General features: G+C 70.3%; 24 protein-coding genes. 10 read left to right on the top strand and 14 right to left on the bottom strand.

Going from position 1 to position 26,420, the window contains the following annotated elements:
* Positions 1 to 1,123 precede the first annotated feature (1,123 nt).
* Together KXC43_RS18280 and KXC43_RS18275 are read right to left on the bottom strand one after the other, a co-directional pair.
* Positions 1,124 to 2,794 (bottom strand): alpha-amylase family glycosyl hydrolase, encoded by a 1,671-nt coding sequence (locus KXC43_RS18280; protein WP_221377277.1) that lies wholly within the window; start codon positions 2,792 to 2,794, stop codon positions 1,124 to 1,126.
* 301 nt (positions 2,795 to 3,095) lie between these two features.
* Positions 3,096 to 3,950 (bottom strand): NmrA family NAD(P)-binding protein, encoded by an 855-nt coding sequence (locus KXC43_RS18275; RefSeq protein ID WP_221377276.1) that lies wholly within the window; start codon positions 3,948 to 3,950, stop codon positions 3,096 to 3,098.
* An 83-nt stretch (positions 3,951 to 4,033) separates the two neighbouring features.
* On the opposite strand from KXC43_RS18275, the gene KXC43_RS18270 reads away from it, so the two are divergent.
* A complete protein-coding gene (locus KXC43_RS18270; RefSeq protein ID WP_221377275.1) occupies positions 4,034 to 4,756 on the top strand; it encodes a TetR/AcrR family transcriptional regulator in 723 nt (240 codons plus the stop codon).
* 388 nt (positions 4,757 to 5,144) lie between these two features.
* Here the strand turns inward: KXC43_RS18270 and KXC43_RS18265 are convergent, their stop codons facing one another.
* On the bottom strand, positions 5,145 to 5,642 hold the full coding sequence (locus tag KXC43_RS18265; protein WP_221377274.1) for an HIT family protein: 498 nt from the start codon (positions 5,640 to 5,642) through the stop codon (positions 5,145 to 5,147).
* 104 nt (positions 5,643 to 5,746) lie between these two features.
* The gene (locus KXC43_RS18260) at positions 5,747 to 6,361 is read right to left on the bottom strand and encodes a DinB family protein (RefSeq protein WP_221377273.1); all 615 of its coding nucleotides are present in this window, start codon (positions 6,359 to 6,361) and stop codon (positions 5,747 to 5,749) included.
* Positions 6,362 to 6,595: 234 nt separating this feature from the next.
* Here KXC43_RS18260 and KXC43_RS18255 point away from each other — a divergent pair, with 234 nt between their 5' ends.
* Positions 6,596 to 7,333, top strand: a complete 738-nt coding sequence (locus tag KXC43_RS18255) for an alpha/beta fold hydrolase (RefSeq protein WP_255644283.1) — start codon at positions 6,596 to 6,598, stop codon at positions 7,331 to 7,333.
* Here KXC43_RS18255 and mmsB read toward each other — a convergent pair.
* The 3 genes from mmsB to chvE are packed head-to-tail and all read right to left on the bottom strand — an operon-like array spanning position 7,260 to position 11,163.
* Complete coding sequence (mmsB, locus tag KXC43_RS18250; RefSeq protein ID WP_221377272.1) at positions 7,260 to 8,507, bottom strand: multiple monosaccharide ABC transporter permease; 1,248 nt, start codon at positions 8,505 to 8,507, stop codon at positions 7,260 to 7,262. The two genes, KXC43_RS18255 and mmsB, sit on opposite strands and share 74 nt — an antisense overlap.
* Positions 8,504 to 10,036, bottom strand: coding sequence for a multiple monosaccharide ABC transporter ATP-binding protein (gene mmsA, locus KXC43_RS18245; protein WP_221377271.1), 1,533 nt, complete (start codon positions 10,034 to 10,036; stop codon positions 8,504 to 8,506). The genes mmsB and mmsA overlap by 4 nt, the downstream gene beginning before the upstream one ends.
* Positions 10,036 to 11,163 (bottom strand): multiple monosaccharide ABC transporter substrate-binding protein, encoded by a 1,128-nt coding sequence (gene chvE / locus KXC43_RS18240; protein ID WP_221377270.1) that lies wholly within the window; start codon positions 11,161 to 11,163, stop codon positions 10,036 to 10,038. Before chvE ends, mmsA begins: the two co-directional genes overlap by 1 nt.
* Positions 11,164 to 11,472: 309 nt before the next feature.
* Here chvE and KXC43_RS18235 point away from each other — a divergent pair, with 309 nt between their 5' ends.
* Positions 11,473 to 11,874, top strand: coding sequence for a GNAT family N-acetyltransferase (locus tag KXC43_RS18235; protein WP_221377269.1), 402 nt, complete (start codon positions 11,473 to 11,475; stop codon positions 11,872 to 11,874).
* 485 nt (positions 11,875 to 12,359) lie between these two features.
* On the opposite strand, the gene KXC43_RS18230 is transcribed toward KXC43_RS18235, so the two are convergent.
* Positions 12,360 to 13,031 (bottom strand): response regulator transcription factor, encoded by a 672-nt coding sequence (locus KXC43_RS18230; RefSeq protein ID WP_221377268.1) that lies wholly within the window; start codon positions 13,029 to 13,031, stop codon positions 12,360 to 12,362.
* On the bottom strand, positions 13,028 to 14,800 hold the full coding sequence (locus KXC43_RS52760; RefSeq protein WP_221377267.1) for a sensor histidine kinase: 1,773 nt from the start codon (positions 14,798 to 14,800) through the stop codon (positions 13,028 to 13,030). Before KXC43_RS52760 ends, KXC43_RS18230 begins: the two co-directional genes overlap by 4 nt.
* Before the next feature lie 314 nt (positions 14,801 to 15,114).
* On the opposite strand from KXC43_RS52760, the gene KXC43_RS18220 reads away from it, so the two are divergent.
* Positions 15,115 to 15,987 (top strand): hypothetical protein, encoded by an 873-nt coding sequence (locus KXC43_RS18220; protein WP_221377266.1) that lies wholly within the window; start codon positions 15,115 to 15,117, stop codon positions 15,985 to 15,987.
* A 102-nt stretch (positions 15,988 to 16,089) separates the two neighbouring features.
* On the opposite strand, the gene KXC43_RS18215 is transcribed toward KXC43_RS18220, so the two are convergent.
* A complete protein-coding gene (locus KXC43_RS18215) occupies positions 16,090 to 16,542 on the bottom strand; it encodes a hypothetical protein (RefSeq protein WP_221377287.1) in 453 nt (150 codons plus the stop codon).
* 433 nt (positions 16,543 to 16,975) lie between these two features.
* Between KXC43_RS18215 and ybiA the strand changes: the two genes are divergently transcribed.
* Positions 16,976 to 17,539 (top strand): riboflavin biosynthesis intermediates N-glycosidase, encoded by a 564-nt coding sequence (ybiA, locus tag KXC43_RS18210; RefSeq protein ID WP_221377265.1) that lies wholly within the window; start codon positions 16,976 to 16,978, stop codon positions 17,537 to 17,539.
* A complete protein-coding gene (locus tag KXC43_RS18205; RefSeq protein WP_221377264.1) occupies positions 17,532 to 17,873 on the top strand; it encodes a cupin domain-containing protein in 342 nt (113 codons plus the stop codon). The genes ybiA and KXC43_RS18205 overlap by 8 nt, the downstream gene beginning before the upstream one ends.
* Here KXC43_RS18205 and KXC43_RS18200 read toward each other — a convergent pair.
* Complete coding sequence (locus KXC43_RS18200; protein ID WP_221377263.1) at positions 17,846 to 18,721, bottom strand: MEDS domain-containing protein; 876 nt, start codon at positions 18,719 to 18,721, stop codon at positions 17,846 to 17,848. The two genes, KXC43_RS18205 and KXC43_RS18200, sit on opposite strands and share 28 nt — an antisense overlap.
* A 299-nt stretch (positions 18,722 to 19,020) precedes the next feature.
* Here KXC43_RS18200 and KXC43_RS18195 point away from each other — a divergent pair, with 299 nt between their 5' ends.
* The 3 genes from KXC43_RS18195 to KXC43_RS18185 all read left to right on the top strand — a co-directional run bounded on the left by KXC43_RS18195 (position 19,021) and on the right by KXC43_RS18185 (position 21,566).
* Positions 19,021 to 19,953: a glycosyltransferase family 2 protein gene (locus tag KXC43_RS18195; protein ID WP_221377262.1), complete on the top strand. Its 933-nt coding sequence runs from the start codon at positions 19,021 to 19,023 to the stop codon at positions 19,951 to 19,953.
* On the top strand, positions 19,946 to 21,043 hold the full coding sequence (locus tag KXC43_RS18190) for a glycosyltransferase (RefSeq protein WP_221377261.1): 1,098 nt from the start codon (positions 19,946 to 19,948) through the stop codon (positions 21,041 to 21,043). The genes KXC43_RS18195 and KXC43_RS18190 overlap by 8 nt, the downstream gene beginning before the upstream one ends.
* Before the next feature lie 76 nt (positions 21,044 to 21,119).
* The gene (locus KXC43_RS18185) at positions 21,120 to 21,566 is read left to right on the top strand and encodes a hypothetical protein (protein ID WP_221377260.1); all 447 of its coding nucleotides are present in this window, start codon (positions 21,120 to 21,122) and stop codon (positions 21,564 to 21,566) included.
* Positions 21,567 to 21,571: 5 nt separating this feature from the next.
* Here the strand turns inward: KXC43_RS18185 and mraY are convergent, their stop codons facing one another.
* The 3 genes from mraY to KXC43_RS18170 all read right to left on the bottom strand — a co-directional run bounded on the left by mraY (position 21,572) and on the right by KXC43_RS18170 (position 25,078).
* Entirely contained in the window at positions 21,572 to 22,675 is a 1,104-nt protein-coding gene (gene mraY, locus KXC43_RS18180; protein WP_221377259.1) for a phospho-N-acetylmuramoyl-pentapeptide-transferase, read from the bottom strand.
* 97 nt (positions 22,676 to 22,772) lie between these two features.
* The gene (locus KXC43_RS18175; protein WP_221377258.1) at positions 22,773 to 24,218 is read right to left on the bottom strand and encodes a class I SAM-dependent methyltransferase; all 1,446 of its coding nucleotides are present in this window, start codon (positions 24,216 to 24,218) and stop codon (positions 22,773 to 22,775) included.
* On the bottom strand, positions 24,215 to 25,078 hold the full coding sequence (locus KXC43_RS18170) for a hypothetical protein (RefSeq protein ID WP_221377257.1): 864 nt from the start codon (positions 25,076 to 25,078) through the stop codon (positions 24,215 to 24,217). Before KXC43_RS18170 ends, KXC43_RS18175 begins: the two co-directional genes overlap by 4 nt.
* A gap of 224 nt (positions 25,079 to 25,302) precedes the next feature.
* Between KXC43_RS18170 and rho the strand changes: the two genes are divergently transcribed.
* Positions 25,303 to 26,418 carry a transcription termination factor Rho gene (gene rho, locus KXC43_RS18165; RefSeq protein WP_221377256.1) on the top strand — a complete coding sequence of 372 codons (1,116 nt, stop codon included), beginning with the start codon at positions 25,303 to 25,305 and terminating at the stop codon, positions 26,416 to 26,418.
* Positions 26,419 to 26,420: the final 2 nt, after the last annotated feature.

Below are 26,420 nucleotides of genomic sequence, written 5' to 3'. Positions count from 1 at the left end.
GCGCCACGCCGCACGAACAAAACGCCGCCGTCGGCGCCGACGGGCACGAGCGCGACGGACGGCTGCACTGCCTGACCAAAGCACTGCCGTCCGGCAGTAGGGCAACGCGTGCCTGCGCCACCAGACCAAACGCTGCCGTGCGACGCAAGGGCGAAGGCGCTGGCGTCGCACGACCATGACGCTGCCGTCGGCGCGGGCACGGGCGGAAGGGAGGCCAGGCCCCCACTGCCTAACCAAAGCTCTGTCGTCGGCCCGCAGGCGAAATGCGCCCGCGTCGCATGACCACGACCCTGCCGCCGGCGCGGACGCGATGGGCGCCTACGTCGCCTGGCAAAACGCTGCCGTCGGCGCGGACGCGATGGGCGGGCGCGGACGCGTTGGGGCACACGCGTTGCCTGGTCAAAAACGCCGCCGTTCGGCGCTAGGACAACGCGCGCCTGGATTGCCTGACCGAACGCTGCCGTGAGGCGCAAGGCCGAAGCGCCAGCGTCGCACGACCATGACGCTGGCGTCGGCGCGGGCGGAATGGACGCCACCATTGCCTAACCGAAGCACTATCGTCGGCCCGGGCGAAGTGCGCCCGCGTCGCACGACCACGACCCTGCCGCCGGCGCGGACGCGATGAGCGCCCACGTCGCCTGGCAAAACGCTGCCGTCGGCGCGGACACGATGGGCGGGCGCGGACGCATTGGGGCACACGCGTTGCCTGGTCAAAAACGCCGCCGTTCGGCGCTCGGACAACGCGCGCCCGGACCACCTGACCAAATGCCGCCGTCCGGCGCAGGGGCGGAGGGCGCCCGCGTCGCAGGACCACAGCACCGCCATCAGCGCGAGGGCGAACCGCGCCCGCATCGCCCGACCAACACACTGCCATCGGCACCGACGCGACGCAGGCACGGGCGCCCGCAGCGCCTGAGAGACGCAGCCGTTCGCAGCGGGCCAACGCGCGCCCGCGCTGCTCACCGAACGCCGCCGTCAGACGCAGACACGATGGACGCCCCGCGGCGCCTGACCGAAACGCCGCCGGCCGGCACGGGGCGCCGGGGCCGCGCTACCGGGTCTCTGCCGCCTTCTGTGCGCTTCCGGGGCGGGTCACGGCGAGCCGCTTCGCGCTTCCTCGTGCCTACGACACGGTGAACACGCCGTAGCCGAAGCCCGCCACTCGGAGCTCGCCCGGCCGCACCTCCACGCCGGAGGCCCACAGTGGGGTCGCGCCGTCGAAGGCCAAGGTGGCCGGCTCGCGGCGCGGGTTCACGACGACCAGATGGGAGTCGCCGCGAACGTACGCCAAGGGGTAGCCCTCGGAGACGATCCGGGTCGAAGCCCGTGTGCCCAGGGCGGGCGTGGCCCGCCGCAGAGCGATCAGCTCGCGCACCAGGTTGAGCGTCGACGCCGGATCGTTCTGCTGTGCGGCTACGGTCGGCCGGTCCGGGTCGGGGTCGATCGGCAGATACAGCTTCGACGCCTCGGCGGTCGAGAAGCCTGCGTTCGGGCTGTCGTCCCACTGCATCGGGGTGCGGCAGCCGGCGCGGTTGTAGCCGGGGTCGCAGATCGAACCCTCGACGTCGGGCAGGCCGGGCTGGTAGCGCATGCCGATCTCGTCGCCGTAGTACAGGCACGGGACGCTGCCCCACGTGAACAGGAACGTCAACGCGGCGCCGAGCTGCTCGGGGCCGCGCGGGCCGCAGCGCAGCCGGTCGAAGTCGTGGTCGGCCGTGGCGAGGATGATCGGGCGGTCCGGGTGTTCCTCGCGGGCGGCCGCCCACGTGTCGAGGAACGGCCGGGTGCTGCCCCGGCCCTCGGCGTCGAAGAACGGCTCGCGCGGCGCCTGGAAGGGCAGGCGGCCCGCGTACTGGTTGTTGAACAGGCTCGCGTGTGCGTCGTGGATGACCAGGAAGAAGTCGGCGTCGAAGGCGAGCGGGCCGCCGACGCGCGGTTCGGCGCCCTCCGGTATCAGCACCGCGTCGGGGTAGGCGCCTTCCAGCCACTGGCGGATCTCACGCCAGAGCGCGACCGTCTCGGCGTACCCGTGGGTCAGTTCCTCGTCCTTGACCAGCGAGAAGGCCATGTCGACGCGGAAGCCGGCCACGCCCAGGCCGAGCCAGTGGCCGATGATGTCCTTGAGCGCCTGCCGGTTGCGCCGCGGGCCGGGCGCGTCGATCGCGTCCCGCCACGAGTCGTCCCGCGGGCGCGCGACCTGTACGTCCTCCGGCTGATCGGTCTCGCCCTGAAGCCCGTCGGGGTTTTCCCGCGCTGCGGCGCCCCGGGAGACCCAGCCGAAGTTGAGCGCGGGCTGCTCGTCGTAGAAGTTCTTGAGGTAGTAGCCGGGCCGCGGACCGGGCGAGCGCACCCAGGCCGGGGTGCCCGGCTGCTGACGGGTCCAGGTGCGCTCCGGCAGCTGCTCGCTCCAGATGTAGCGGTCGCCTTCGGGGTCGGGCCCGTCGGCGTTGAGCTCCTTCTGGAACCAGGGGTGCTCGATCGACGTGTGCCCGGCGACCAGGTCGAGCACGACGCGGATGCCGCGCTCCCCGGCCTTGGCGACCAACTCGGCCATGTCGTCGTTGGTGCCGTAGCGAGGCGCGATCGTCAGATAGTCGGACACGTCGTAGCCGGCATCGACGAACGGCGACGCGAAGCAGGGGTTGAACCAGATGACGTCGATGCCGAGCGACGCGATGTGGTCGAGCTTGTCGATGACCCCGCGCAGGTCCCCGACGCCGTCACCGTCGGAGTCAGCGAACGACTGTGGATAGATCTCGTACATGACAGCGTCGGCCAGCCATTCGCGCCCCATGTCCGCCAGCTAACCACGCCCGTCCCGAAACCGCCGCGCTTCCCCCGGCGGCGTCCGGCCCGCCTGCGACCCGAACGCCGCCCGACGGTTTCGCCCGCGTCGAGCTGGGTCCGACACTCTCGTAGCGGCAGCGCCTGTGCTTCCCAAGGCCGGCAACTACCCGCCCCGAACCCGGTCACCGTCACGGCTGCCGGGCCGAGGCGAACACAGACCCCCCAAGCCCTCCGGACGGAACGGTGGCCCCGCCCAGATCAACCCGCGCGGGACGACGCGAATTGAGGTCTCGGGCGGGCTGCCGGGCTCAGACCACCCCCTGCAGGACGGCGCGGGCCGGGATCGCGGGACGGCCCAGGAGCTTCTCGAGCGTCGGGTCGGCGACGGCGAACTCGCCGCGGCGGGCGGCGCGGAACATGCCGAGTGTGAACTCTGCCGCGGGCTCGGGGACACCGTTGGCCACCGCGGCGGCCTTCCATTCGTCGTCGCCGGCTGTCACGCGCTTGATGCGGTGACCGGTGAGTTCGCTCAGGATGGCCGCCACTGCCTCGAAGTCGAGCAGCTCGGGTGCGGTCAGCGGCGGTGTCACGCCGTCGAGGACTCCGTCGTCGGCGAGGGCGATCGCGGCCGCCTCGGCCAGGTCGTCGTGCGCCGTCCACGAGAACGGGCCGTCTTCGGGCAGGACCAGCTCGCCGGTCCGGAGCGCCGCGCCCACGTAGTAGCCGAGCGTGCTCGCGTAGAAGCCGTTGCGCAGAGCGGTGAACGGGATGTCGAGGCCGGCGAGGTATTCCTCGGTGTCGGCGTGGGTGAGCTGCGGCGCGAAGAGCGAATCCTTGGCGGCGGCCTGGTGGCTCGTGTAGAGGATGCGCCGGGCTCCGGCGGCGCGGGCAGCGTCGATGGCCGCCTTGTTGGCGGCGACGGCGGCGTCCCCGCGGATGGCGGCGGAGATGATCAGGACGCGATCCGCGCCTTCGAAGGCGTGCTCGAGGCCCGCCGGTTCGGTGAAGTCGCCCGTACGAACGTGTACGCCCCGCTCGGCCAGCGACGACGCCTTCGCGGCATCGCGGACGCTGACGCCGACCTCGTTCGCGGGCACCCGTTCGAGCAGACGCTCGACGATGCGGGATCCGAGCTGCCCGGTGGCGCCGGTGATGATGATCATGCTGACTCCTTGTTTCCGTCGTTAAGCGTCTGACGTTAGCACCGATACACCCCCCGATAACAAGACCCTGTTAGCATTGCTACATGACCCACTCGGACACGACGGCCGACAGCGGCAGCCGAGCCAAAATCGTCGAAGCGGCCGCCCAACTGCTTCGCGAGCAGGGAATCCGCGCCGTGACGACCCGCGCCGTCTCCCAGGCCGCCGGAGTGCAGGCACCGACCATCTACCGCCAGTTCGGCGACAAGGACGGCCTGATCGATGCCGTGGCCGAACACGTGATGGCCACCTACGTGGCCGCCAAGGCGCGGACCGCCGCCGCCGAGAGCGACGACCCCGTGGCCGACCTGCGCGCCGCCTGGCTGGCCCACATCGAGTTCGGCCTGGCCAACCCCGGCCTGTACGCGCTGTTGTCGAACCCCGAGCGCGCCCACCACTCCCCCGCGACAGCCAACGGCATCAAGGTCCTTCAGGCCCGCGTACGCCGCCTGGCCGCCGCCGGCCGCCTGCGCGTGGACGAACCCCGGGCCGTCAACATGATTCACGCAGCCGGCTCCGGCACCGTCCAGGCGCTGCTGGCCGCGCCCCCCGACGACCGCGACCTCACCCTGTCCGACGCGATGTTCGACGCCGTGGCCGCCGCGATCCTCACGACGGCCCCCGCCACCCCCGACACCGGCCCAGCGTCCGTGGCCGTCACGTTCGGCACGGTGCTGCCCGACCTCCCCGCCCTCACGGACGCCGAGCGGACGCTCATGGCGGAGTGGCTCGACCGCTCCCTGACCCATCTCCGCCCCGCCCGCTGACCAGCTACTCCGTTCCCCCGCGGAGCCGGCCCGCTTCTTCTTCCTCATTCGCTCGCCGATTGCAGGACAACCCTCGCCGACATGCTCGTCCGCCGGCATGAAGAACGGATGACCTCAACCGGGCAGGCCGCGCCGCACAAGCCGCTTCGCGACCAGGCTGGAAGGGTGGACGACTGACGGGCCCACGCTCGCTCGACCCGGTCGGCCACCTTTGTCCCGCGCCGTCGCAACCGCCGGCCCGAGGGGTCGGGTCACGGTCAATCGCACCAGAACGACCGAACGGCAGCTGTATGGCCGGCTTGACGCCGAATGTCGCCGTGAACAGCTCCGGCGTACCTGACCACCGAGGCCGACGGGGCTGATCAGTCCGACCGTGGGCAACTTTCGATCACAGATGTTGTCGGATCCGTTGGGCGAGTGCCGCCTGGGCCGCGTCATCGACCGGCAGGACCCCGTTCTCGGCCATGAGGGCATGAAACTGCTGCTGGTGATACGGCACGCCCGGCGGCAGCGCGGCGAGATGCCAGTGCACGTGCGCGTTGCCTTGCCGGCTGCCCAAACTCAGCGAGCACATCCGCTCGGTCGGTACGGCGGCTGCCACGGCCCGGGCCACTCGGCGCACCACGCCCTGGAAGCGGAGGAACTCCGGCTCCTCCATGTCGTCGATCCAGCTTTCGACATGTCGCTTCGGGGCCACCAGGCAGTACCCCAGCTGCACAGGGTGGCGGGTCAGGAAGGCGATGGTGTCGTCGTCCTCGTACAACGCGTGGTGCCGGTAATCCGGATGGCCGGCAAGGTACGCACAGACGAAGCACGGCCCCTCCCGCACTCGACGACCGTACTGGTCGAAATCGAAGTCCACCCGGGCGGGTTGATCGTCGTCCACATCGGCACGGTAGACCCGCAGCGACCTTGGTGCGATCGGCCTTGAGGCGGAACTCGTCGCCGGCGCGCATCTGCCGCTCAGGGCGATCAGCGAAACAGCGATGGTCAGCGTGGGGTGCCGTCCCACTTCCAGGTTGTACGGGCGGGCAGGCCGGGCAGTGTTCCGCGGCCGGTTGCCCAGAGCAGCGTCGCCCACGGGTCGGTTGTAGTCGGCGCGGTCGGGAAAAGGCGGGCCAGGGCGGCCGCGCACAGATCGGCGGGCGGGGACCACGGGAGGCCCAGGCCGCCGGTCACGTCGTGCATGTGGACCAGCACTTCGACCACGCCCATGGCGGCGAAGCCGGAGGAGTCGGACGGGCCGTAGGGGTGGAACGACACACGATCGGCCGGTACGGCGTCGGCCATCACCGCCAGCATCGCGCCGCAGACCTCGAGGGCCTGGATCAGGCCGGACTGGCCCGCGGGACGCTCGGCGAAGATCGTCAGCCCGGGACCGCCTTCGCGGAGGTGCTGCCAGCCGATCGGAACGTAGGTGGTCGTGGACGGGGTCGCCGGGGCGAGCTGGGCCGTGTAGGCGAAGAGGCAGTCGGCCATGTGCTCGACCGTCTCCCAACAGGTCCATTCGAGTCCGGCTGCCGGTTTCTGCCAGTCCAGGTCGAGCGCTCCGGTCAGGGTTTCGCGGGTGAGGTCGCACGCGCGGGTCACATCGTGGCTGATCATCAGGAGATTACGGCCCGCCGGGAAGATCGGCGCAAGCGATTTCGGGTATCCACGGAGGATGTTCGAGGGGTTCACCGACGAGATGGTCGACGTGGGCGAGGTGGCGCTGCGGGTGCGGCACGCCGGGGACGGGCCGGCCGTGCTGCTGATTCACGGCCACCCGCGTACGGGATCGACCTGGCACCGGGTCGCGCCGCGGCTGGTCGAGGCGGGGCTGAGCGTTTCTGCCCGGACATGCGCGGATACGGCCGGTCGAGCAAGGCCGCGATCAAGGACGATCATTCCCAGCAGTCGAAACGTGGAGTCGCGCGGGATCTCGTGCGGCTCATGCACCGGCTCGGCCATGAGCAGTTCGCCGTGGCGGGACACGACCGCGGCTGCTATGTGGCGCTCCGGCTCGCCCTCGACCACCCTCACGCCGTACGCCAGCTGGTTGTCATGGACGGTGTGCCGATCAGCGAGGCGCTCGCCCGGTGCGACGCGCGCTTCGCCGCAGCCTGGTGGCACTGGTTCTTCTTCGCCCAGCCGGGCAAGCCGGAGCGGGCGATCCTGGCCGACCCCGACGCCTGGTACGCGGGCTCGCCCGAGCGGATGGGCCGGGACAACTACGAGGAGTTCCGCGCCGCCACCCGGGATCCGGCGACCGTCCGGGCCATGCTCGAGGACTACCGCGCGGGACTGACCGTCGACCTCGAGCACGAGCTCGCCGGTCCGAGACAGATCACCTGCCCGACGCTGTTCCTCTGGTCCACGGAGGACGACATGGAACAGCTGTACGGCGACCCACTCGCCATCTGGCGCGAGTGGGCCGCCGACATCCGCGGCGTGCCGATCGAGTCCGGGCACCACATGGCCGAGGAGAATCCGGCCGCGGTCGCCGCGGCGCTGACCGGGTTCCTCAGCGGCTCGCGCCGGCCCGCCGCTTCGTCCACACGTCGAACGCGACCGCGGCCAGCAGCACCGCGCCCTTGACCAGCATGACCTGCTCGCTCGGGGCGCCGATCAGGCTCATGCCGTTGTTGATGACGCCCATGATCAGACCGCCGGTGATCGCGCCGACGACCTTGCCGACGCCTCCCTGCACGGCCGCGCCGCCGATGAAGGCGGCGGCGATCGCGTCCAGCTCGAGCTGGTCACCGCCGGTCGGGTTGGCCTGGTTGAGCCGGCCCGCGAAGATGATGCCGGCCAGCGCGGCCAGCACGCCCATGTTCACGAAGATCCAGAACACGACGGCCTTGGTCTTGACGCCCGAGAGCGTCGCCGCCTGCAGGTTGCCGCCGACGGCGTAGATCTGCCGTCCGAAGACCGCCCGGTTGGTCAGCAACGAGTAGCCGAGCACGAGCCCGGCCAGCAGCACGAGCACCCACGGCAGGTTGCGGAACCGGGCGAGCTGCACGATGACGAACATGACGACCACCGAGGCCGCCACGATCTTCGCCGCGAACAGCGCGAACGGCTCGACGACCTGTCCGAAGCGCGCCCGCCCGGCCCGCGAGCGCCACTGTGAGACGACGATGCCGCCGACCGCCACGACCCCGATCAGGATGGTGAACAGGTCGGCGCCCCCGAGCGCGCCGAGCCCGATGTTGCCCAGATAGCCCTCGGTGAAGCCGTTGGCCAGGGTCCGCACCTCGTCCGGGAACGGGCCGATGCCCCGGTTGCCGAGGATGTTGTAGGTGACTGCCCGGAACAGCAGCATGCCGGCGAGCGTGACGATGAACGCCGGGATGCCGAAGTACGCCACCCAGTAGCCCTGCCAGGCGCCGATCAGCCCGCCGACGATCAGAGTGATCAGCAGGGCCAGCGGCCACGGCACATCGTGGTTGACCATGAGGACGGCCGCGACCGCGCCGGTGGCCGCCACGATCGACCCGACCGACAGGTCGATGTGCCCGGCGATGATCACCAGGATCATGCCGATGGCCAGGACCAGGATGTACGAGTTCTGGACGATGACGTTGCTGATGTTCTGCGGGGCGAGCATGTCGCCGCCGGTGAGGATCGTGAACAGCAGCACGATGGCCGCGAACGCGATGTAGATGCCGCTCTGCCGCAGGTTGATGCGGAACCGGCGGGGGCCGCCGGGCCGGCGGTCGTCCGGAACGGCCGGCTGCTTGCCGGGAGCGAAAGTCGGCGCGACGCTCACGAGCGTGCCTCCTGTCCGGCGGTCATGAGGGTCATGAGCCCTTCCTGGGTGGCCTCGGCGCGCGGCACCTCACCGGTGATCCGCCCGGCCGAGAGGGTGTAGATGCGGTCGCACAGCCCGAGCAGCTCGGGCAGCTCGCTCGAGATCAGCAGGATCGCCTTACCGGCCTCGGCGAGCTGGTTGATGATCGTGTAGATCTCGTACTTGGCGCCGACGTCGATGCCCCGCGTGGGCTCGTCGAGGATCAGCACGTCGGGGTCGGTGAAGATCCACTTGGACAGCACGACCTTCTGCTGATTGCCGCCGGAGAGCTTGCCGGTGATGCTCGAGACGCTGGGCGCCTTGATGTTCATGCTCTGCCGGTACGACTCGGCGACCTTGTACTCCTCGTTGTCGTCGACCCAGCCCCGGCGGGCCAGCTTGCCCAGCGCGGCCGACGAGACGTTGCGCTTGATGTCCTCGATGAGGTTGAGCCCGTACCGCTTGCGGTCCTCGGTGGCGTACGCGATGCCGTGCTTGATCGCCTCGCCGACGGAGCGCAGCTTGATCTCCCGCCCGTCCTTGATGATCCGCCCGCTGATCCCGGTGCCGTAGGCCCGGCCGAAAATGCTCATGGCCAGTTCCGTACGCCCGGCGCCCATCAGCCCGGCCAAACCGACGATCTCGCCGCGGCGGAGGTTGAGGTTCGCGCCCGAGACGAGCAGCCGGCCGTGCTGGGTCGGGCTGTGCACCGTCCAGTTCTCGACCCGGAAGACCTCGTCGCCGATCTTGGGCTCGCGCGGCGGGAAACGGTTGTCGAGGTCGCGGCCGACCATGCCACTGATGATCTTGTCTTCGGTGAGGCCCTGGGCCTCCAGCGTCGTGATCGTCTTGCCGTCGCGCAGGATGGTCACGCGGTCCGCGATCTCGAGGACCTCGTTCAGCTTGTGCGAGATGATCACGCAGGTGATGCCCTCGTCCCGCAGGCCGCGCAGCAGGTCGAGCAGGTGGGCCGAGTCCTCGTCGTTCAGCGCCGCGGTGGGCTCGTCGAGGATCAGCAGCCGCACCTGCTTGGACAACGCCTTGGCGATCTCGACCAGCTGCTGCTTGCCGACGCCGAGGTCGAGCACCTGGGTCACCGGGTTCTCGTGCAGTCCGACCCGGCTCATCAGCTCGGCGGCGGCCGCGTTGGTGCGGTTCCAGTCGATCAGGCCGCGCCGGGCCTGCTCGTTGCCGAGGAAGATGTTCTCCGCGATCGACAGGTTCGACGCCAGCGCCAGCTCCTGATGGATGATCACGATGCCGCGGTGCTCGCTGTCCCGGATGCCGCCGAAGCGGCACTCCTGCCCGTCGAAGACGATCTCGCCGGTGTAGTCGCCGTGCGGGTGGACGCCGGAGAGCACCTTCATCAGGGTGCTCTTGCCGGCGCCGTTCTCCCCGCAGATCGCGTGGATCTCGCCGCGGAGCACCTCCAGGTTGACGTCGTCGAGCGCGCGAACGCCCGGGAACGTCTTGGAGATGCCCCGCATGCGGAGGATGGAGTCGCTCATTACTGGAGCTGAGCCTCGGTGTAGTAGCCCGACTCGACCAGTTCCTTCTTGTAGTTGGTCTTGTCGACGATGACCGACTCGAGCAGCATCGAGGGCACGATCTTCTCGCCGTTGTCGTAGTCGGTCGTGTTGTTGGTCTTCGGGGTCTGCCCCTTCAGCACCGCGTCGGCCATCTCGACGGTCGTCTTGGCCAGCTCGCGCGTGTCCTTGTAGATCGTCGAGTACTGCTCGTTGCGCAGGATCGACTTGACCGAGGCCTGCTCGGCGTCCTGACCGGTGACGGTCGGGTAGGGCTTGGCCGAGGTCCCGTACCCGTTGCTCTTGAGGGCCGAGAGGATGCCGATCGAGAGCCCGTCGTACGGCGAGAGCACGCCGTCGACCTTGGCGCCGTCACGGTAGGTGGAGGTGAGCAGGTTCTCCATCCGGTCCTGCGCGGTCTTGGCCTGCCAGCGCAGGATCGCGACCGTCTTGAAGTCGGTCTGCTTGCTCTTCACGACCAGGGTGCCGTCGTCGATCTTCGGCTTGAGCACGCTCATGGCGCCGTTGAAGAAGAACGTGGCGTTGTTGTCGTCGGGCGATCCGGCGAAGAGCTCGATGTTGAACGGGCCCTTGGCGTCGCCCGCCGAACCGTCCGCCTTGAGCACCTTGAGCCCGGTGAGCAGCGAGGTCGCCTGCTGCACGCCGACCTTGAAGTTGTCGAACGTCGCGTAGTAGTCGACGTTCGGGCTGTTGCGGATGAGCCGGTCGTAGGCGATGACCGGGATCTTGTTGGCCTTCGCGTTCTCGAGCTGCGTGGTGATCGCGGTGCCGTCGATCGACGCGATGATCAGCAGCTTGGCGCCCTTGGTGATCTGGTTGTCGAGCTGCTGGGTCTGGGTCGGGATCTTGTCTTCGGCGTATTGGAGGTCGACCTGGTAGCCGAGCGCCTCGAGCTGCTTCTTGAGGTTGTCACCGTCGCTGATCCAGCGCTCGGACGAGCGGGTCGGCATGGTGACACCGATCAGAGCGCCCTTGCTGTCACCGGCGCCGGCTTCCTTGTCGACGGTTTTCTCGCTCGAACCACATGCGGCCAGGGAGGTCGCAAGCACGGCGGCGGACACCACCGCACCCATCCTGGACAGTCTCATGCGGTACTCCTTCATCGGGTCCATCGGAGTTGAATGGCCACGAGTGTGAACGGTCACACGAAGACGTGTCAACCGCGCTTAGCAACGTTGCCGACATTTGAGCGAAACTTTGTTATCGATAACAGGACGGTCTCGAACGCCGCCACGATGGTCGATGCGTGGTAACCAGGCTGGACACGGCGGTTGCCGTGGCTGGATGGAGGCACCCCGGCGAGCACCTCGCTGAACCCGAACGGCGATCCCGACGCCGCCGGTCAGCCCGCGGAATTCCGGTGTCCCCGCCTGCCGGCCCGCGGTTAGCCTGCCCCGGTGACTGTGTCCCTGGTCGTCAAGTTCCCCGTGGACGACGCGGAACTGACCGCCCTGCACGCCCGCGCCTTCGACGCCGACCCGACCCCGATTCACCCCTGGGCTGAGCGCCTGGCCCGCCACGCGCTCACCTGGATCGGCGGCTACGATGACGACCGCCTGATCGGTTTCATCCAGGTCAGCTGGGACGGCGGCGCCCACGCCTTCCTGCTGGACACCGCCGTGGACCCGGCGAGCCGGCATTCCGGCCTGGGCGCCGCTCTGGTGGCCGCCGCCACCCGCGAGGCGCGCAACGCGGGCTGCACCTGGTTGCACGTCGACTTCGAGCCCCACCTACGCCACTTCTACGTCGACCGCTGCGGCTTCCGCCCTACCGACGCCGGCCTGATCCGCCTGAACTGAGTCCTCGCCCGTGGAGCCTGCGCGTCCGACTGCCGGCCATGCGACGACGGGCTGGGCCGACGACCGCGCTGGCCCGGGCGAAACGGCCGACAACCGGCATAGCCGGCTCCCCCTCATCGCCTTCATTGCGTAGGTGTCGCGGTCACCGAGATCGATGGAACTCCGCCACAGCGACGGCCGGCCTCCGGTTTCCTGCTCGATTCACCCACTGTCCAGATTCTTTCTGGGCACAGACATCGGTCACGCTTTGTCATCGCCCGCATGGTTCTGTTGAAAGGTCGGTCCACCCTGCGTCCGTGGGGTCCTACCCGCTGACAATTCGAGGTGGACTGGACGCGCGCCGGAGCTCATCGAATCGGTAGCGACTTCATCGGGCCCGTTACCGGAGTGCCGTCATTGGCAATCGAGGCTGACGTCGACGCGAGCTCGATCGAAGGCGGTGTCCGCTGCGCTGGGTTCCGTGCCGCGGGCGCCGGGCCGCCGGGTCACGAACCGCCCGAGGTGACGCGAAGCCAGGTGAGCACGGCCAGGACACGTCGGTTCGTGGTTGCCCGGCCCTCGCCGGACTGGATCGTGATGCCCAGCTTGTCGAAGATCCGGCCGGCGTGATCCTCGACCGTGCGCTCGGTCAGCGACATCCGGCGGGCGATGCCGACATTGGAGTTCCCCTCGGCCATCAGGCGCAGGACCTCGCTCTCCTGGCGGGTCAGCGAGTCGAGCGCGCTGTCGTGCCGGGCCGGCCGCAGCAGCCGGCTGGCGATCGAGCGGCCCAGCACGGGCTCGCCCGCGACCAGGCGGGACAGTTGCGGGCCCAGGGTGGCGATGTCGACCTCGTCCTTGCGCAGGTAGCCGATGCCCGTCTCGAAGTCGCTGAGCAGCCGGATCGCCTGGGTGCTCGCGGTCTGCGCGGAGAGCATGAGCACCGCCGTCGTCGGCGCCTCCTTCTTGACTTCCCGAGCAACCTCGATGCCCTCGTCGTCGCTGGTGTCGGAGAGCCGGACGTCGATGATCGCGACGTCCACCGGGTGGCGGCGGATCCCCGCAACCAGTTCCGTTCCGGTGGCCGCGTTCACCGGAACCTCGAATCCGCACTCCCGCAGGCACTGGGCGACCGCGGTGCGGAAGATGGCGTGGTCGTCGGCGATCGCGACCTTCATGAAGTTGCTCCGATCAACGGGAACGTGACGGTGAGCCGGGTGCCCTGGCCGGCCCGGCTGGCCAGCTCGAAACGGCCGCGCAGGGCACGCACGCGATCCTCGACACCGTGCAGGCCGCCGCCGAGGGTTATTACGGCCCCGCCGCACCCGTCGTCGACCACCTCGCCGACGACGGCGTGCCTGGCCAGCTCGACGCGAACGTAGACCGACTCCGCCTCGGCGTGCTTGATGACGTTGGTCAGCGCCTCGCTGAGGATGTAATACATCGCCAGCTCCAGGCGCGGCGCGAAGCGCTCGGCGGGCACGTCGAGGCGGATGCGCCGGCCGAAGCTCTCGGCGGCCTCCTCCAGCGCGCCTGCGAGCCCGTCGTGCGCCAGCGAGGTGGGATGCAGCCCCCGGCTGATTGCCCGCACCTGCTCGATGACCGCCACCACCCGTTCGCCGCACTCGCGCAGCCGGTCCCGGGTCGCGCCGGGCTCCGCCTGCCCGATCAGCCCGGTCAACTGGAGGCGCAGCGCGGCGAGATCCTGTTGCACTCCGTCGTGCAGGTCGCGCGCGAGCTCCTTGCGACCGTCGTCCTCGGCGGCCATCAGCCGATCCTGGACGTCGCGCATCTCCTCGGCGTGCACCAGCTGCAGCTGCACCGCCTGCAGGGCCGAGGCGCAGGCCTCGAACGCGACCGCGAGGACGGCGTCGCCGCTCGCCGGAAGGGCACCCGGGACGCACACGGCCAGCGGTTCCCCGTCCAGCGTGCGGATCTCCAGGTCGGTCGGCGCGAAGGCCTCCGGGCGCCGGATCCGGCCGTCCTTGTCGACGAACGCGGTCGCGCCCGGAATCCAGTACCAGACCTCGAGCCCCGGATCCCGCAGCACCGCCCCCAGCGCCCGCTGCACCGAATCCGGGGTTGCGTGCCCGATCCGGGTGATCAGCTGCGCGGCGACCGTGTTCTCCACCCAGGCCGTTCGCAGCGCCGCCGCGAACAGGGTCAACGGCAGCAGGATGGCGGCCGTGCCCTGTGCGCTGCGCGCCGCGATGATCGCGGAGAGCGTGGTGCCGGCTGACATGATCGGATACTGGATCACCGAGGCGGCCACCGCGAACACGCCGCTGACCATCAGCACCGCCACCCCGTTGCGCGGGCCCCGGGTGGAAGGCCGCCGCTGCTGCAGCACGAGCACCAGCACGAAGGTCACGGCGAGGACCACGTATGCGACCGCGGCGCCCTCGCTCACCAGCGCGCCGACCTCCGGCGCGACGCCGACGTCGAACCACACCACGTCCGGCGCGTATCCCACCTGCTCGGGCGCGACCGTCAGGGTCACCGCGACCTGCGCGCCGAGGAGGATCACGAGCGCTTCGGCCACCCACGCCCACTCGTACCAGCGGTCGAAGCGCGACCGGCCGTGCAGCAGGATGCCCACGCCCAGGGTCAGGAAGAACACTGACTGCGTGTACTCGGAGATCAGCGGATACAGACCCGTGTCGCGGGCGAGGACCCAGCCGACCGCGTAGAGAACCGCGGCCGTTACGAAGAGCAAGCCCGTCTTGCGGCTTCCGGTGCCCTGCGCCAGCAGCAGACCGGCGCCGGCGAGAGAGGCCGGCATGATGACCGCGAGGATCGCCGAGCCCGGATGATCCACCCAATACGGCCAGCCGGCCGGGAGCGGCACGATGCCGACGGCGACGGCGATCAGGACCGGCAAGGCCGCCAGGTGCCACCGGCGCAGGCCGTACGGCACGGCGGCCCGCGGTCGCTGAAGGCGGTACACCCGAGACACCTCCGCATCGTCGTCGGGATCGGCGGCGACGGGAACCGGGCGTCCCGGAAGCGGCCACGTGGAAAACCACGTGCGTTCACCGTGCCAACCGGCCGCACCCGCGGAAACCAACGAAAGGCCGACCGGCGGATCCACCATCGATATTCCCTGGATTACCCGCATGGTTATCGACCCGCCGTTCGCAACACAATGGTGGCCGGACGGCGGATACCCGCCGAATCGGATTACCCGGAATAGGCCCGCGCGAGCTCATTTCACATCGCGGTCAACCGTCGAGGAATTGCGCACTGGAAACGGAGGCAAGGATGTTTCGTCGATGCTTTGTGCTGCTGACGACCCTGGCGGTCGGGCTCGGCTCGATCTCGGCACCGGCCATGGCCGCCGACGGCCGCGCCACCAATGCTCAGGGTGAGATCCGGGCGGTGTTGCACCACACCATGGGCCGCAACGCCGACGGCCCGCAGCCCGACCGGCACAACGTGCCCTACTACGAGGTCGGGGTGAAGAACCTCGGCTGCCAATGGGGCGTCGTCGACGCCACCTTCCGGATGGCGACCTCGGTTGAGGCCCAGCGGCGCTGGGGCCACCGCAGCCAGGACCTGGCCGGCATGCTCTACGCGGCCCTGCTGGATCGCGCGCCCGACGACGGCGGCCTGCAGGCCTACACGCGAGCGATCGGCACCTACGGCCTGAGCTGGTCCACCCGCCAGATGATGGGCTCGGTCGAGTACCGCCGTCGCCTCGTCCAGGTCTGCGCCGCCGGCACCACCCTGTCCGCCTCGGTGTTCGACTGGCAGAGCGCCATGGACTACGCGGGCGGGCGGCTGCTGGACGACACCATCAGGATGGCCAAGGTCTGCGGCTCGCAGAAGGCGATCGAGAAGCTCACCGCCTTCAAGGACAACGCCAAGCGGGGGCGGGCGCTGGTCGGCATCGCCGGCGAGGGCGCGCGAGTGCTCAACGGCTGGCTCGGCAACGACCCGTGCAAGGCGACGCTCGAGATGGCCAAGGCCATCGCCTACATCGCGTACACCGTGTACGAGACGGGCTACGACGGCCACAACCCGGTGTTCATCCAGCTCAGTACGAGCCGCGACTGGGTCGGCATGCAGAGCTTCAAGTACCGCATCGGCCCCAACCCGACGTCGTGGCGGGCGTTCGGCGGCAAGTCCTTCTGACCACCGCCGTCCGGCAGCCCGAGGGAAATGTTCCCCGGGCTGCCGGCGCTGATCGGTCACCGTCCGGGTCGCGTCAACCCGGCCGCTGCCGCTCGGACGGCGTCACGGGGTCAGTGGGGCGGTCGACCCGTCGTCGAGAGCCCGCTTGATCTTCTCCATGCCGGTGCGGATCAGCCTGCCGTAGTCGTCGTCCGGGAGGGTGTCGATGTCGGTTTCGGCGGCGGCCAGATGACGCCGGGCGGCCGGGACGTTGCCCAGGCGACGATGGGCGTCGGACAGGTTGAGGTGCAGGGACGGCAGGAACGCCCGCACCTGGAACGACGCGTCCTGCTGCTGGGCGCGTTCGTCGGTGAGATCGGCGGCCACCGCGAGTGCCCGCTCGTCCCACATCAGCTCGTCGGCCACCGAGTCCTGCAGATCGGCCACGAAGTGCGCGATGGTGCACCGGTGCAGGGCGTCGCCGGTCTCGTCCCACAGCCGTTCCAGCTCGGCGCGCGCGGCGGCCCGGTCACCGGCGTGGCCCAGCCCCATGGCCGCGGTGATCGCGGCCATCATCTCGTCACCCTTGTTGTCTGCCGCCTCCGGCACAGTTCGCTCCCCACAGGACGCCACATCAGGACCCCGCGATCCTGCTCCCTCGACCAACTCGAGGGTCAAGTCGAGGAGAACGGCGCGGCAGTCGCCACTCCGCCAAGCGAAAGCGTAGGCGGCGCGCTCGAACAAGCCCGGCCGACGAACGAGACGCCGAGCGGGCCCGGCGCGAACCCTCACTGGGCGGCCCGGCGGATCGCGGCGGTCGCGGCCGCTCGGAGCCTGGCCCGGCGGGCTCGGCGCGCGCGGAGAGCGGCCGGCGCCACCGGCGGCCGCGAGGGCGATGAGACGGGGCGGGTGGCGGGCTTCGCATCGGGGTTCATGGGACGAACGTAGGGCTGGGGTATGACAAAAATGGGGTCTGCAAGGTGGCTCGGTGTGGGGCAGACTCGCGGGCATGTCTGTCATGGTCCGCAGCGTCGGCGAGCTCACCTCGTACGTGGCTCAGGAGCACCGCGTCAAGTATCTGTTCTTCTGGGGGCACCAGCCGGAACGGGACGGCAGCACGGGCGCCGGTTGTCTCAGTCAGTGGTGGCCGCAGGCGTTCGAGGCGGACGGTCACGAATTCGCCAGCGCTGAGCACTACATGATGTGGCGCAAGGCCGTGCTCTTCGGGGACGACGCCATGGCCACGCGGATCCTGCGCGCGCCGCACCCGAAGGTGGCGAAGACGCTGGGCGGGCGGGTCGCCGGGTTCGAGCAGGCCACGTGGAACCAGCACCGCTTCGAGATCGTCGTGTCCGGGAACCTGGCCAAGTTCGCCTGCCACGACGAGCTGCGCGACTACCTGCTGACCACCGGCGACCGTGTTCTGGTCGAGGCCAGCCCGCTCGACCGCATCTGGGGCATCGGCCTCGACCGCAACGACCCGGCCGCTGCCGACCCACGCCGCTGGCGGGGGGCCAACCTGCTCGGCTTCGCGCTCATGGAGGTTCGCGACCGGCTGCGCAGCCATGGCTGACTTCGTGATACGCCGCTGGGATCTGGCGCACTTCCCGGGCGACCAGGCGCCGGCGCACGTCCATCACGGCGGCGACGAGGCGTTCTGCGTGCTGCGCGGGCGCCTCGAGGTGCTGATCGGCGACGAGCGGCGCATCCTGGCGGCCGGCGACTTCGTGACCGTGCCGGCCGGCACGGCGCACACGTTCGCAACCGTCGACGAGGCCGGGGCCGAGGTGCTGGCGGTGATGACGCCCGAGATCGACGAGCTGGTCAGCGCTCTGCACGGCGCCGGAACGGACGAGGGACGCGCCGCTGTCTGGTCTCGCTACCGCTCGTCGGTCGTTGCCGGGTAGCCGGACGAGACGACCAGGCCGGGCATCGACCCCGCGCCGTGGAAGTTCAGCAGGCGGAGCATCACGGCCGAACACCCGACGATGTGCGCGGGGCCCTGGTGGGCCGCGTCGAGCAGGACGCGGGCGGCGGCGGTGTCGGCGAACCCCAGGGCGGTCGCGTCGATGGTCACGAGCGTGCCGGGCTCGCGGACGGCGAAGATCTCCCTGACCATGGCCGCCAGCGCGTCGCGGTTGGACATGTCGGCCTCGCCCGACAGCCACAGCCCGTACGGCTCATCGGTCTTGCGGATGCGCAGCGACGTGTCGGGGTCGAAGGGCAGCAGCGGTCCGGCCGCGCCGGGGTGCGCGAGGGTCAGGCGCCTCAGCGTCATGGGGCCGAACAACCTCTGGTCGTACGCGCAGACACCCATCACGAAGCCGTCGGCGAACACCGTGTTGCACCGGGCCTCGTACCATTCGAGACGTTCCGTGCCGGGGAACCGCCGGACGGCCCAGCTCATCTCGCCGACCACGCGCATGCCCCGATAGCCCTGGGCGCGCGTGCGGGCCTTCTCGGCGCTCCAGAGCGCGAGCGTGCCCTCGGCGTCGAACGAGCCGCCGGACAGATAACTGTCCTCGGGCGTCACCGCCACCAGCTGCCCCGACCCGATCGCGGTGTGGGTGGCGACACCCCGGCGGGCCAGCGCCGACAGCACCTCGCCGGGCTCGTCGCCGGAATAGATGACTTTGTGGCCGGCACGAAGCCCGCCGAGCAGAACGCCGGCGATCGCGTCCCGCCGGATCTCGTCGTCGTCGACTGTCCAGCACACGTGGTCGCCGAGTTCGAGGCGATCGAGCAGCCCCGCCACGGCCATTCTCCTTCGTCCGCCCGGCCCAACGTGCGGTTCACCGTACGCTTCGAAACGCTTCCGCCGCGTTACCTCGGTCGAGTGACTTCGCCCTGTGAAACCACCCCACAGCCCGGTGAAACCGCCCAAGAGCATGCGACCGGGACACATGGCCTTCGCATCAACGCCTCCTGCCATTAACCGCACGGCTGCCGGGCCCGCCTAGCGTCTGGACCGCGCCTAGCTCCCACCCCAGCTACGAAGCAGACCCCAGTGTCCGGCAGAACCGCCCCCGGCAGCCTGAAGCAGGTATCCACGACATGGACGTCAGCGTCGTCATCCCGACGTGCAACCGCCCGGAACTGGCCACGCGCGCCGTCCACAGCGCCCTGAGCCAGACCCACCGCGACCTCGAGGTCATCGTCGTGATCGACGGGCCGGACGACGACACGGTCCTCGCGCTGAAGGAGATCGGCGACGAGCGGCTGCGGGTGCTCGTGCTGCCCGAGCGCGGCAAGGCCCCCAACGCTCGCAACCAGGGCGTGCAGGCGGCCGAGGGCCGGTACGTGGCGCTGCTCGACGACGACGACGAGTGGATGCCCACCAAGATCGAGACGCAGCTGGCGCTGGCCGCGCGGGCCACCAAGGCCTCCCCCATCGTCGCCACCCGCATGATCAACCGGACGCCGCGGGCCGACAGTGTGATGCCGCGCCGGCTGCCCGGGCCGGGCGAGCCGCTCAGCGAGTATCTGACGGTGCGCCGCGGCCTGTTCTACGGCGACGGCTTCATCCAGACCTCGACGATCATGGCGCCGACGGAGTTGCTGCGGCGCGTTCCGTTCACCGTGGGCCTGCGCCGCCAGCAGGAGCTGGACTGGACGCTGCGCGCGCTCCAGCACGAGGACGTCGAGCTGCTCTACGCCCCCGAGGCGCTCGTGCTGTGGCACCAGGACGAGAACCGCGACCGGATCAGCCTGCACAACCCGTGGGAGGAGCAGCTCGCCTGGCTGCGCGCCAGCCGTGACCTGTTCACTCCCCGTGCGTACGCTGCGGTGACGATGAGTGTGCTCAGCTCGATGGCCGCGCCCACCCGTGACCCGAAGGTCTTCCGGGAACTGCTGTCCGAGGCGCGCGCCCACGGCCGGCCCGGCGCGCTCGACTACGTGACCTTCCTGCAGATCTGGGCGTTGCCGCCGAACGTCCGTCACCGCGTACGCGATCTGGTTGTCGGCCGCAGGAACGCCGATGCGTAAGGTTCTCGTCTGGCGCAGCGCCATGCTCCTCGGCTCCGAGACGTTCATCCGCAACCAGGCCGACGCGCTGACCCGCTGGCAGCCGGTCTACGCGGGCGCGGCGAAGGTCGACTCGGTGCTGGCCCGCGACGACGACCTGATCGCCTTCCCCACCGAGGCCGACCGGCGCGCTTTCCTGCGCCTGCGGCTCACCGGTTCGTCGCCGCACCTGCACAAGCTGATGGCGACCGTACGACCGGACCTGGTGCACGCCCACTTCGGCGGCGACGGCTGGCTGGTCAGCGGCGCCGCCGCCGGGGCCAGGGTGCCCCTGGTGGTGACCCTGCACGGCCACGACGTGACCCGCCAGCCGTCGAGCACCGGCCCCAAGGGTGTCCGCTACCGCCGCAACCTGCGCACGGTCTTCGGGCGGGCCCGGGTGCTGATCGCCGTCTCCGAGGTGATCCGCCGCAAGGCCATCGAGCGGGGCGCCGACCCGGCCAAGGTCCGCGTGCACCACACCGGCGTGCCCGTCCCGGCCACGGTTCCCAGCGTTCCGAAGCGGTGGGACGTGGCGTTCGTGGGCCGTTTCGTCGAGAAGAAGGGCGCCGACGACCTGATCGCCGCCCTCAGCACGCTGCCGGCCAGGGCCTTGTTCATCGGCGACGGCCCGCGCTTCGCCGAGATGCAGGGCTATGCCCGGAGCCTGGGGGTGGACGCCACGTTCGCCGGCGCCAAGCCCGCCGCCGAGGTCTACCGCCTGCTGGCCGAATCCCGGGTGCTGGCCGCCCCGTCGCGCACCGCGGCCGACGGCGACAGCGAGGGACTGCCCACCACCGTCGTCGAGGCGATGGCGCTGGGCCTGCCCGTGGTGGCCACGCACCACAGCGGCATCCCCGAAGCCGTGACCGACGGCGTGACCGGCCTGCTGAGCCCCGAGTCCGATCGCGAGGCCCTGGCCGCGAACCTGCGCAAACTGCTCGACGACCCGGCGCTGCAGGCTTCCATGGGCGCGGCCGCCCGTTCCCGGGCCGAGGCCGGCTTCGACGTCGCCCGGCAGAGCCGTCGCCTCGAGGACATCTATGACGAGGCGATCGGGGCTCGCCACTGACGCGAAGTGTGGCCGGCGGGTTACCATCCGAAGTGGACGATGGCTGATGAGCATCCACCGACGAGGAGCCTGGTGCGTGTCCGACTCAGAGTTCAGCCCTGACGCGCTGCGGACACTGATCCGTGCCGGCGCCTGGATCGACCGCCCGGACACCAAAAAGGCCGCGGTGCACCTGCTGACCTTCACCAAGCTGCCGGACCAGCCCGGCTTCGCGGAACTGGTCGAGATCGTGCAGATCCCCGAGTACGACGACGGGCAGGACATCCAGGTGGCCGTGATCCGGGATTGGGCGGCCGTGTTCGCCCTACCGGCGGTGGCGCGGCAGTCCGAGGACGACCGGCGGTTGCTCGCCCTCGCGGAAAGCCTCATCACCGGGCAACCCGTCGATCTGGCCGCCAACATCGCGGTCAGCGGTCACGACCACGCTCTCCGGATCATGGAGGCGATGGTGATCGCCACCGGCTACCACATGAAGTACAACCTCACGCCGACCGCGAGGCTCACGAGGTACGCCCAGCGCTGACCACCTCAACCGACGGCCGCCAGGAAGTCCGAGTAGAACAGGCCCAGGCCGGCCGCCACGCACATGCCGGCCACGATCCAGAACCGCACGACGATGTTGACCTCGCTCCACCCGGCCAGCTCGAAGTGGTGGTGAAGCGGAACCATCCGGAAGACCCGCCGGCCGGTGGTCCGGTACGAGACGATCTGGATGATCCAGGTCGTGATGATGAGGACGAAGAGCCCGCCGATCACGATCGAGAGCAGCGTGGTGCGGGTCGCCACCGCGAGCCCGCCGATCAGGCCGCCGAGCCCGAGCGAGCCCACGTCACCCATGAAGATCCGCGCCGGCGACGTGTTCCACCACAGGAAGCCCAGGCAGGCGGCGGCCGCCGCGGCCGCGATCATGGCGACCTCCAGCGGATCCCGCACCTGGTAGCAGTAGTCGTTCGCCCGGGTGTACGCCTCGTCGGCGCACCAGTGCCGGTACTGCCAGAAGCCGATCAACGCGTACGCGCCCAGCACCAGGATCGACGCGCCGGTGGCCAGCCCGTCGAGGCCGTCGGTGAGGTTCACGCCGTTGGACATCGCCGTGATGACGAGAACGAACACGATCACCGAGCCGACCTTGCCGACGTCCAGCCAGCTGATGTCGCGGATGAACGAGATGTTCTCGCTGGCCACGGTCTGGCCGTTGGTGCTGGCCACGGAGAGCGCGGCGATGCCGAACCCGGTGCCGACGATCGCCTGGCCGAGCAGCTTGCCCTTGGCGGACAGCCCGTCGGAGTTGCGCCGCCGCACCTTGAGGAAGTCGTCGAGGAAGCCGACGACGCCGCAGAAGACGAACAGGCCGAGCAGGACCAGGGCCGTCATGGTCGGCTGCTCCTGCGCGATCTGCCGTTCGGGCAGGGTGGTCAGCGCGATGTGCCCGGCAGCGTAGGCGAACACCGTCGCGACGATGAACGCGACGCCACCCATCGCGGGCGTGCCGTGCTTACCCTCGCTGCTCGCCAGCCCGAGGGAGCGGATCGGCTGGCCGGCCTTGAGCGCCGTGAAGACGCGGATCGCGACCGGGGTGCCGAACAGCGAGATGATGAAGGCGACCGCGGCCGCGACGATGACCGCCCTCACGAGCGCGCCGCCACGGGACCCGGATTTCTCACGTCGTCGATCACGGGACAGGATCTTGCCATCCGGCCCCGGGCGGAGCAGACCCGACGTCCGCGCGTCAGCTGCCGCGGGTGCGGCGGACCACCGAACGCATGGCGCGCTTTCCGGCCCGCAGGCCGCCGACCAGCGTGGTGGCGGCCTTGCCGGGCACTGTTGCGGAGAGGAGCGCGTTCATCTGGCGTACGCGCTTCAGCTCGGCCTCGCGGCGGAGCAACATCTGCTCGTACCACTCGTGCTTGGCCTTCGCCTCGGACAACTCGCGGGTCAGGCGGTCGCGGTCGGCCAGCAGGTCGCCGACGGCGTGCGCCCCGGGCTTGTCCGCGGGCGGGACCTCGGACGGTTCGAGTTCGCGACCGGTCATGCCGGCCAGGACGGCGGTCAGTTCGGCCTCGTCGGCTCGGATCGGCCACAACGGGGCGAAGCCGCCGGCGATCGCTGAGGCGGCGAAGGCGCGCAGGGCGGTGAGCGGATCCGCGGCCGGGGCCAGGGCGGTGAGTTCCGCGTTGTCGCCGAGGACGATCTGGGCTGCCGGCACGCCTGCCGAGGGTGACGACTGCCAGGTGGTGAGCAGGTCCCGCATGGTGGGCAGGTCGCGGCGCTGGGCGGCGGCCAGGAGATGGTCCTCCAGAGTGCGGCCCCGGGGCAGGCCGGCGGCGGGAAGCCGGAACTCCCGGCCGTTGATCACCGCGTCCGGCAAGGCGGCATCCGCGGTCGTGCCGGGGTCGCGGTGGGCAACGACTACCCAGGCCGGGGCCAGCGCGGTGGCCAGGCCGTTGCGGACGGCGGCGGTGGCCAGGCGGACGGGGTCGATCAGCACGTCGGTGGTGGGCTGGACGGCGGTGGCCACCGCTGCTTCCAGGGCGCCGGCGAGCGCGGCGTCGGCCTGGATCTCCCGGCTCAGCAGCACGGTCGGTGAGGACAAGCCCGGGTACGCGGCGTAGTCCCGCTGGACGTGCAGACCACGGCGGGCCAGGTGGCTGAGGAGCCGGGCGTGTCCGGCCGGGCGTTGCGGATCGTGGTCGTCGGGAACCGTCCACTCGGCGTCGGTGGGCGTGGCGGGCAGGGCCGTCAGCCGGTGGATGCCGAACAGGTTCTCCACGCCCAGCAGCAGGCGGCCGCCGGGTTTCAGGACGGCCAGCAGCAGGTCGAGCGTCTCGGTCCAGGAGTGCGGCTCGGCCTCGGCCGAATGCAGGCGGTCGAGGCCGTCCAGGGCGATCACGGTGTCGTACGCGGGGACTGCGGCCATCTTCTCCAGGCTGCCGCACACGACCGTCAACCCGCGGGTGGCCAGCAACTCCGCGTCCGCGGCGCCGCGCGCCAGCACCGTCACCTGCGCGGGCGGCAGAGCCTCGAGCAGCTCGGGAGCGTGCGGACCGGCCACCAGCGTACGGCCGAAGGGTTGCGACAGCAGGAACCCCAGCGCGTCGCCCGAGACGGGGCCGCGGCCGCGGCTGCCGTCGAGGTCGGACCAGAGGAGCATCTCGCCGCCGATCAGCGTGGTCATCGGGTCAGCACTCCGGTCAGCTCGAAATCGGGATCATGACGCAGGGACGGCCAGCCGAGCACGCGGCGCAGCTCGGCCGGGGGCAGCAGACGGTCGGCGCCCAGCTCGGCCGTCGCGATCCGGCGCGCCACGGAGACGTCCAGCGCAGCTCCGTGCAGGTCCGACCACTCCCGTACGATCCTCGCCTGCCCGCCGAAGGCCGACTTCTCGCGCTCCAGCTGCATGGGGTCGCCGTAGACCGCGGGCTCGCAGCCGGCCAGAGTGCCGTACATGATCGCGCTGCACAGCCGGTTCGACGCGACCCGGGAATGCCGGCGCTGCTCAGCCAGTTGACGGTAGAGGAATCCGGGGTCGAGGTCCTTCCACCAGCCACCCCGGTAGCCGTGGCAGATGACCCGGAAGCCCGCCCGCTCGTACGTGGCCCGCACCCGCTTGTCGCGGTATTCCTGCCAGTAGAGACACACCGTCACCGGGCCTTCCTCGGTGGCCCGGATCTCCTCGATCAGGCCCTCGTGGTTGCCGATGATGTGCTGACCCTCCCAGCCGTGGAAGGGGTAGAACAGCGTCCCCCGCCGCGGCGGCGCGTCGGCCGGTTCCGGTTCCATCGCGAGCAGGTACGCCCACGGCGAGCCCACCACGTAGACCTCACGCCGGCCGAGCGACCAGGCCCGCCGCCTTACCCGCTCCGACCAGACGAACTTCGGGACGCCCGGGACATACTCGTGGTCGGGGGCCATCCCGTCGCCGATGTTCCAGCCGTGCTGCAGATAGCCGTGCAGGCGGGGCGGATCGGTGTCGTCGAGGCCGCAGTAGCGGGCCAGGACGTGGCTGTGGCCGTAGTAGTGGTTCGCATGGTGCACGAGGCATTCCATACCGCGCAGGCGTACGCCGGGCAAACACGGCGTGTCGGCGGGATGTCATCTCGCGACCCCGTGCTATCTTCAACCCAGCCTCCGGGCGTGGCACCAGTCTCTGGTAGCCCCCGGGGCGAACATCCGGCCGAGACCATTCCGGCCTTTCCCACAGCGCCTTTCCCGGCGTTTTCTCTCACCCTGCGTGTCGCAGGCTCTTGAGGAGTACCCCCATGACAGTCACACCCACCCGAGGCCGCACCGCGCAGGCCTTCCAAGACGTCGCCTTCGACGCCCTGCTCGACGTGGTCGACGACCGCGCGTGGCTACGCGTCGACGGCTACTTGCCCGGTAGGAACGACATCCCGGTGAACATGTCCGAAGTGCGGCGGCTCGGGCTACGCCGCGGCGACCGGATCAGCGGCACCGCCCGTACGACCGGACGCAAACCGGCCACCCTGCAGCTCGACCAGCCGATGGGCCGCCGGCCCGACTTCTACGAACTGACTGCGCTCTATCCGCAGGAGCGGCTGCGCCTCGAGACCGACCCGCAGCTGCTCACCACCCGCGTCATCGACCTCGCCATGCCGATCGGCAAGGGGCAGCGGGCGCTGATCGTGGCGCCGCCCAAGGCCGGCAAGACGACGATCCTCAAGCAGATCGCCCACGCCGTCGCCCGCAACAACCCCGAGGCCCATCTGATGGTCGTGCTCGTGGACGAGCGGCCCGAGGAGGTCACGGACTTCAGCCGTACGGTGAAGGGCGAGGTCGTGGCGGCCACGTTCGACCGTCCCCCGCACGAGCACACGGCGCTGGCCGAGCTCGCCGTCGAGCGGGCCAAGCGCCTGGTCGAGCAGGGCCGGGACGTGGTCCTGCTGCTCGACTCGATCACCCGGCTGGGCCGCGCCTACAACCTGATCGCGCCGGGCCGGGGGCGTACGCTCTCCGGCGGCCTCGACGCGTCGGCCCTGTATCCGCCCAAGCGGTTCCTGGGCGCGGCCCGCAACATCGACGGCGGCGGCTCGCTCACCATCATCGCCACGGCGCTGGTCGAGAACGGGTCGGCCATGGACACGGTGATCTTCGAGGAGTTCAAGAGCACCGGCAACGCCGAGCTCAAGCTCGACCGCTCGCTGGCCGAGGCCCGCGTCTTCCCGGCGATCGACCTCTCCTCGACCGGCACCCGCCACGACGAGACCCTCCTCTCCCCCGCCGAACTCGCGATCGTCACCCAGGTGCGGCGCGTGCTGGGCACCCCCGACGCGATGCGCCAGTTGCTCGACCAGCTGCGCGGCACGTCCTCCAACAACGAGTTCCTGCGCCGGGTCGCCCACTCCCTGGCCGCGTAGCC

Origin of the sequence: Paractinoplanes polyasparticus (assembly GCF_019710575.1) — a bacterium.
Classification (GTDB): domain Bacteria; phylum Actinomycetota; class Actinomycetes; order Mycobacteriales; family Micromonosporaceae; genus Actinoplanes; species Actinoplanes polyasparticus.
This window is presented reverse-complemented; position numbering and strand designations above follow the sequence as displayed.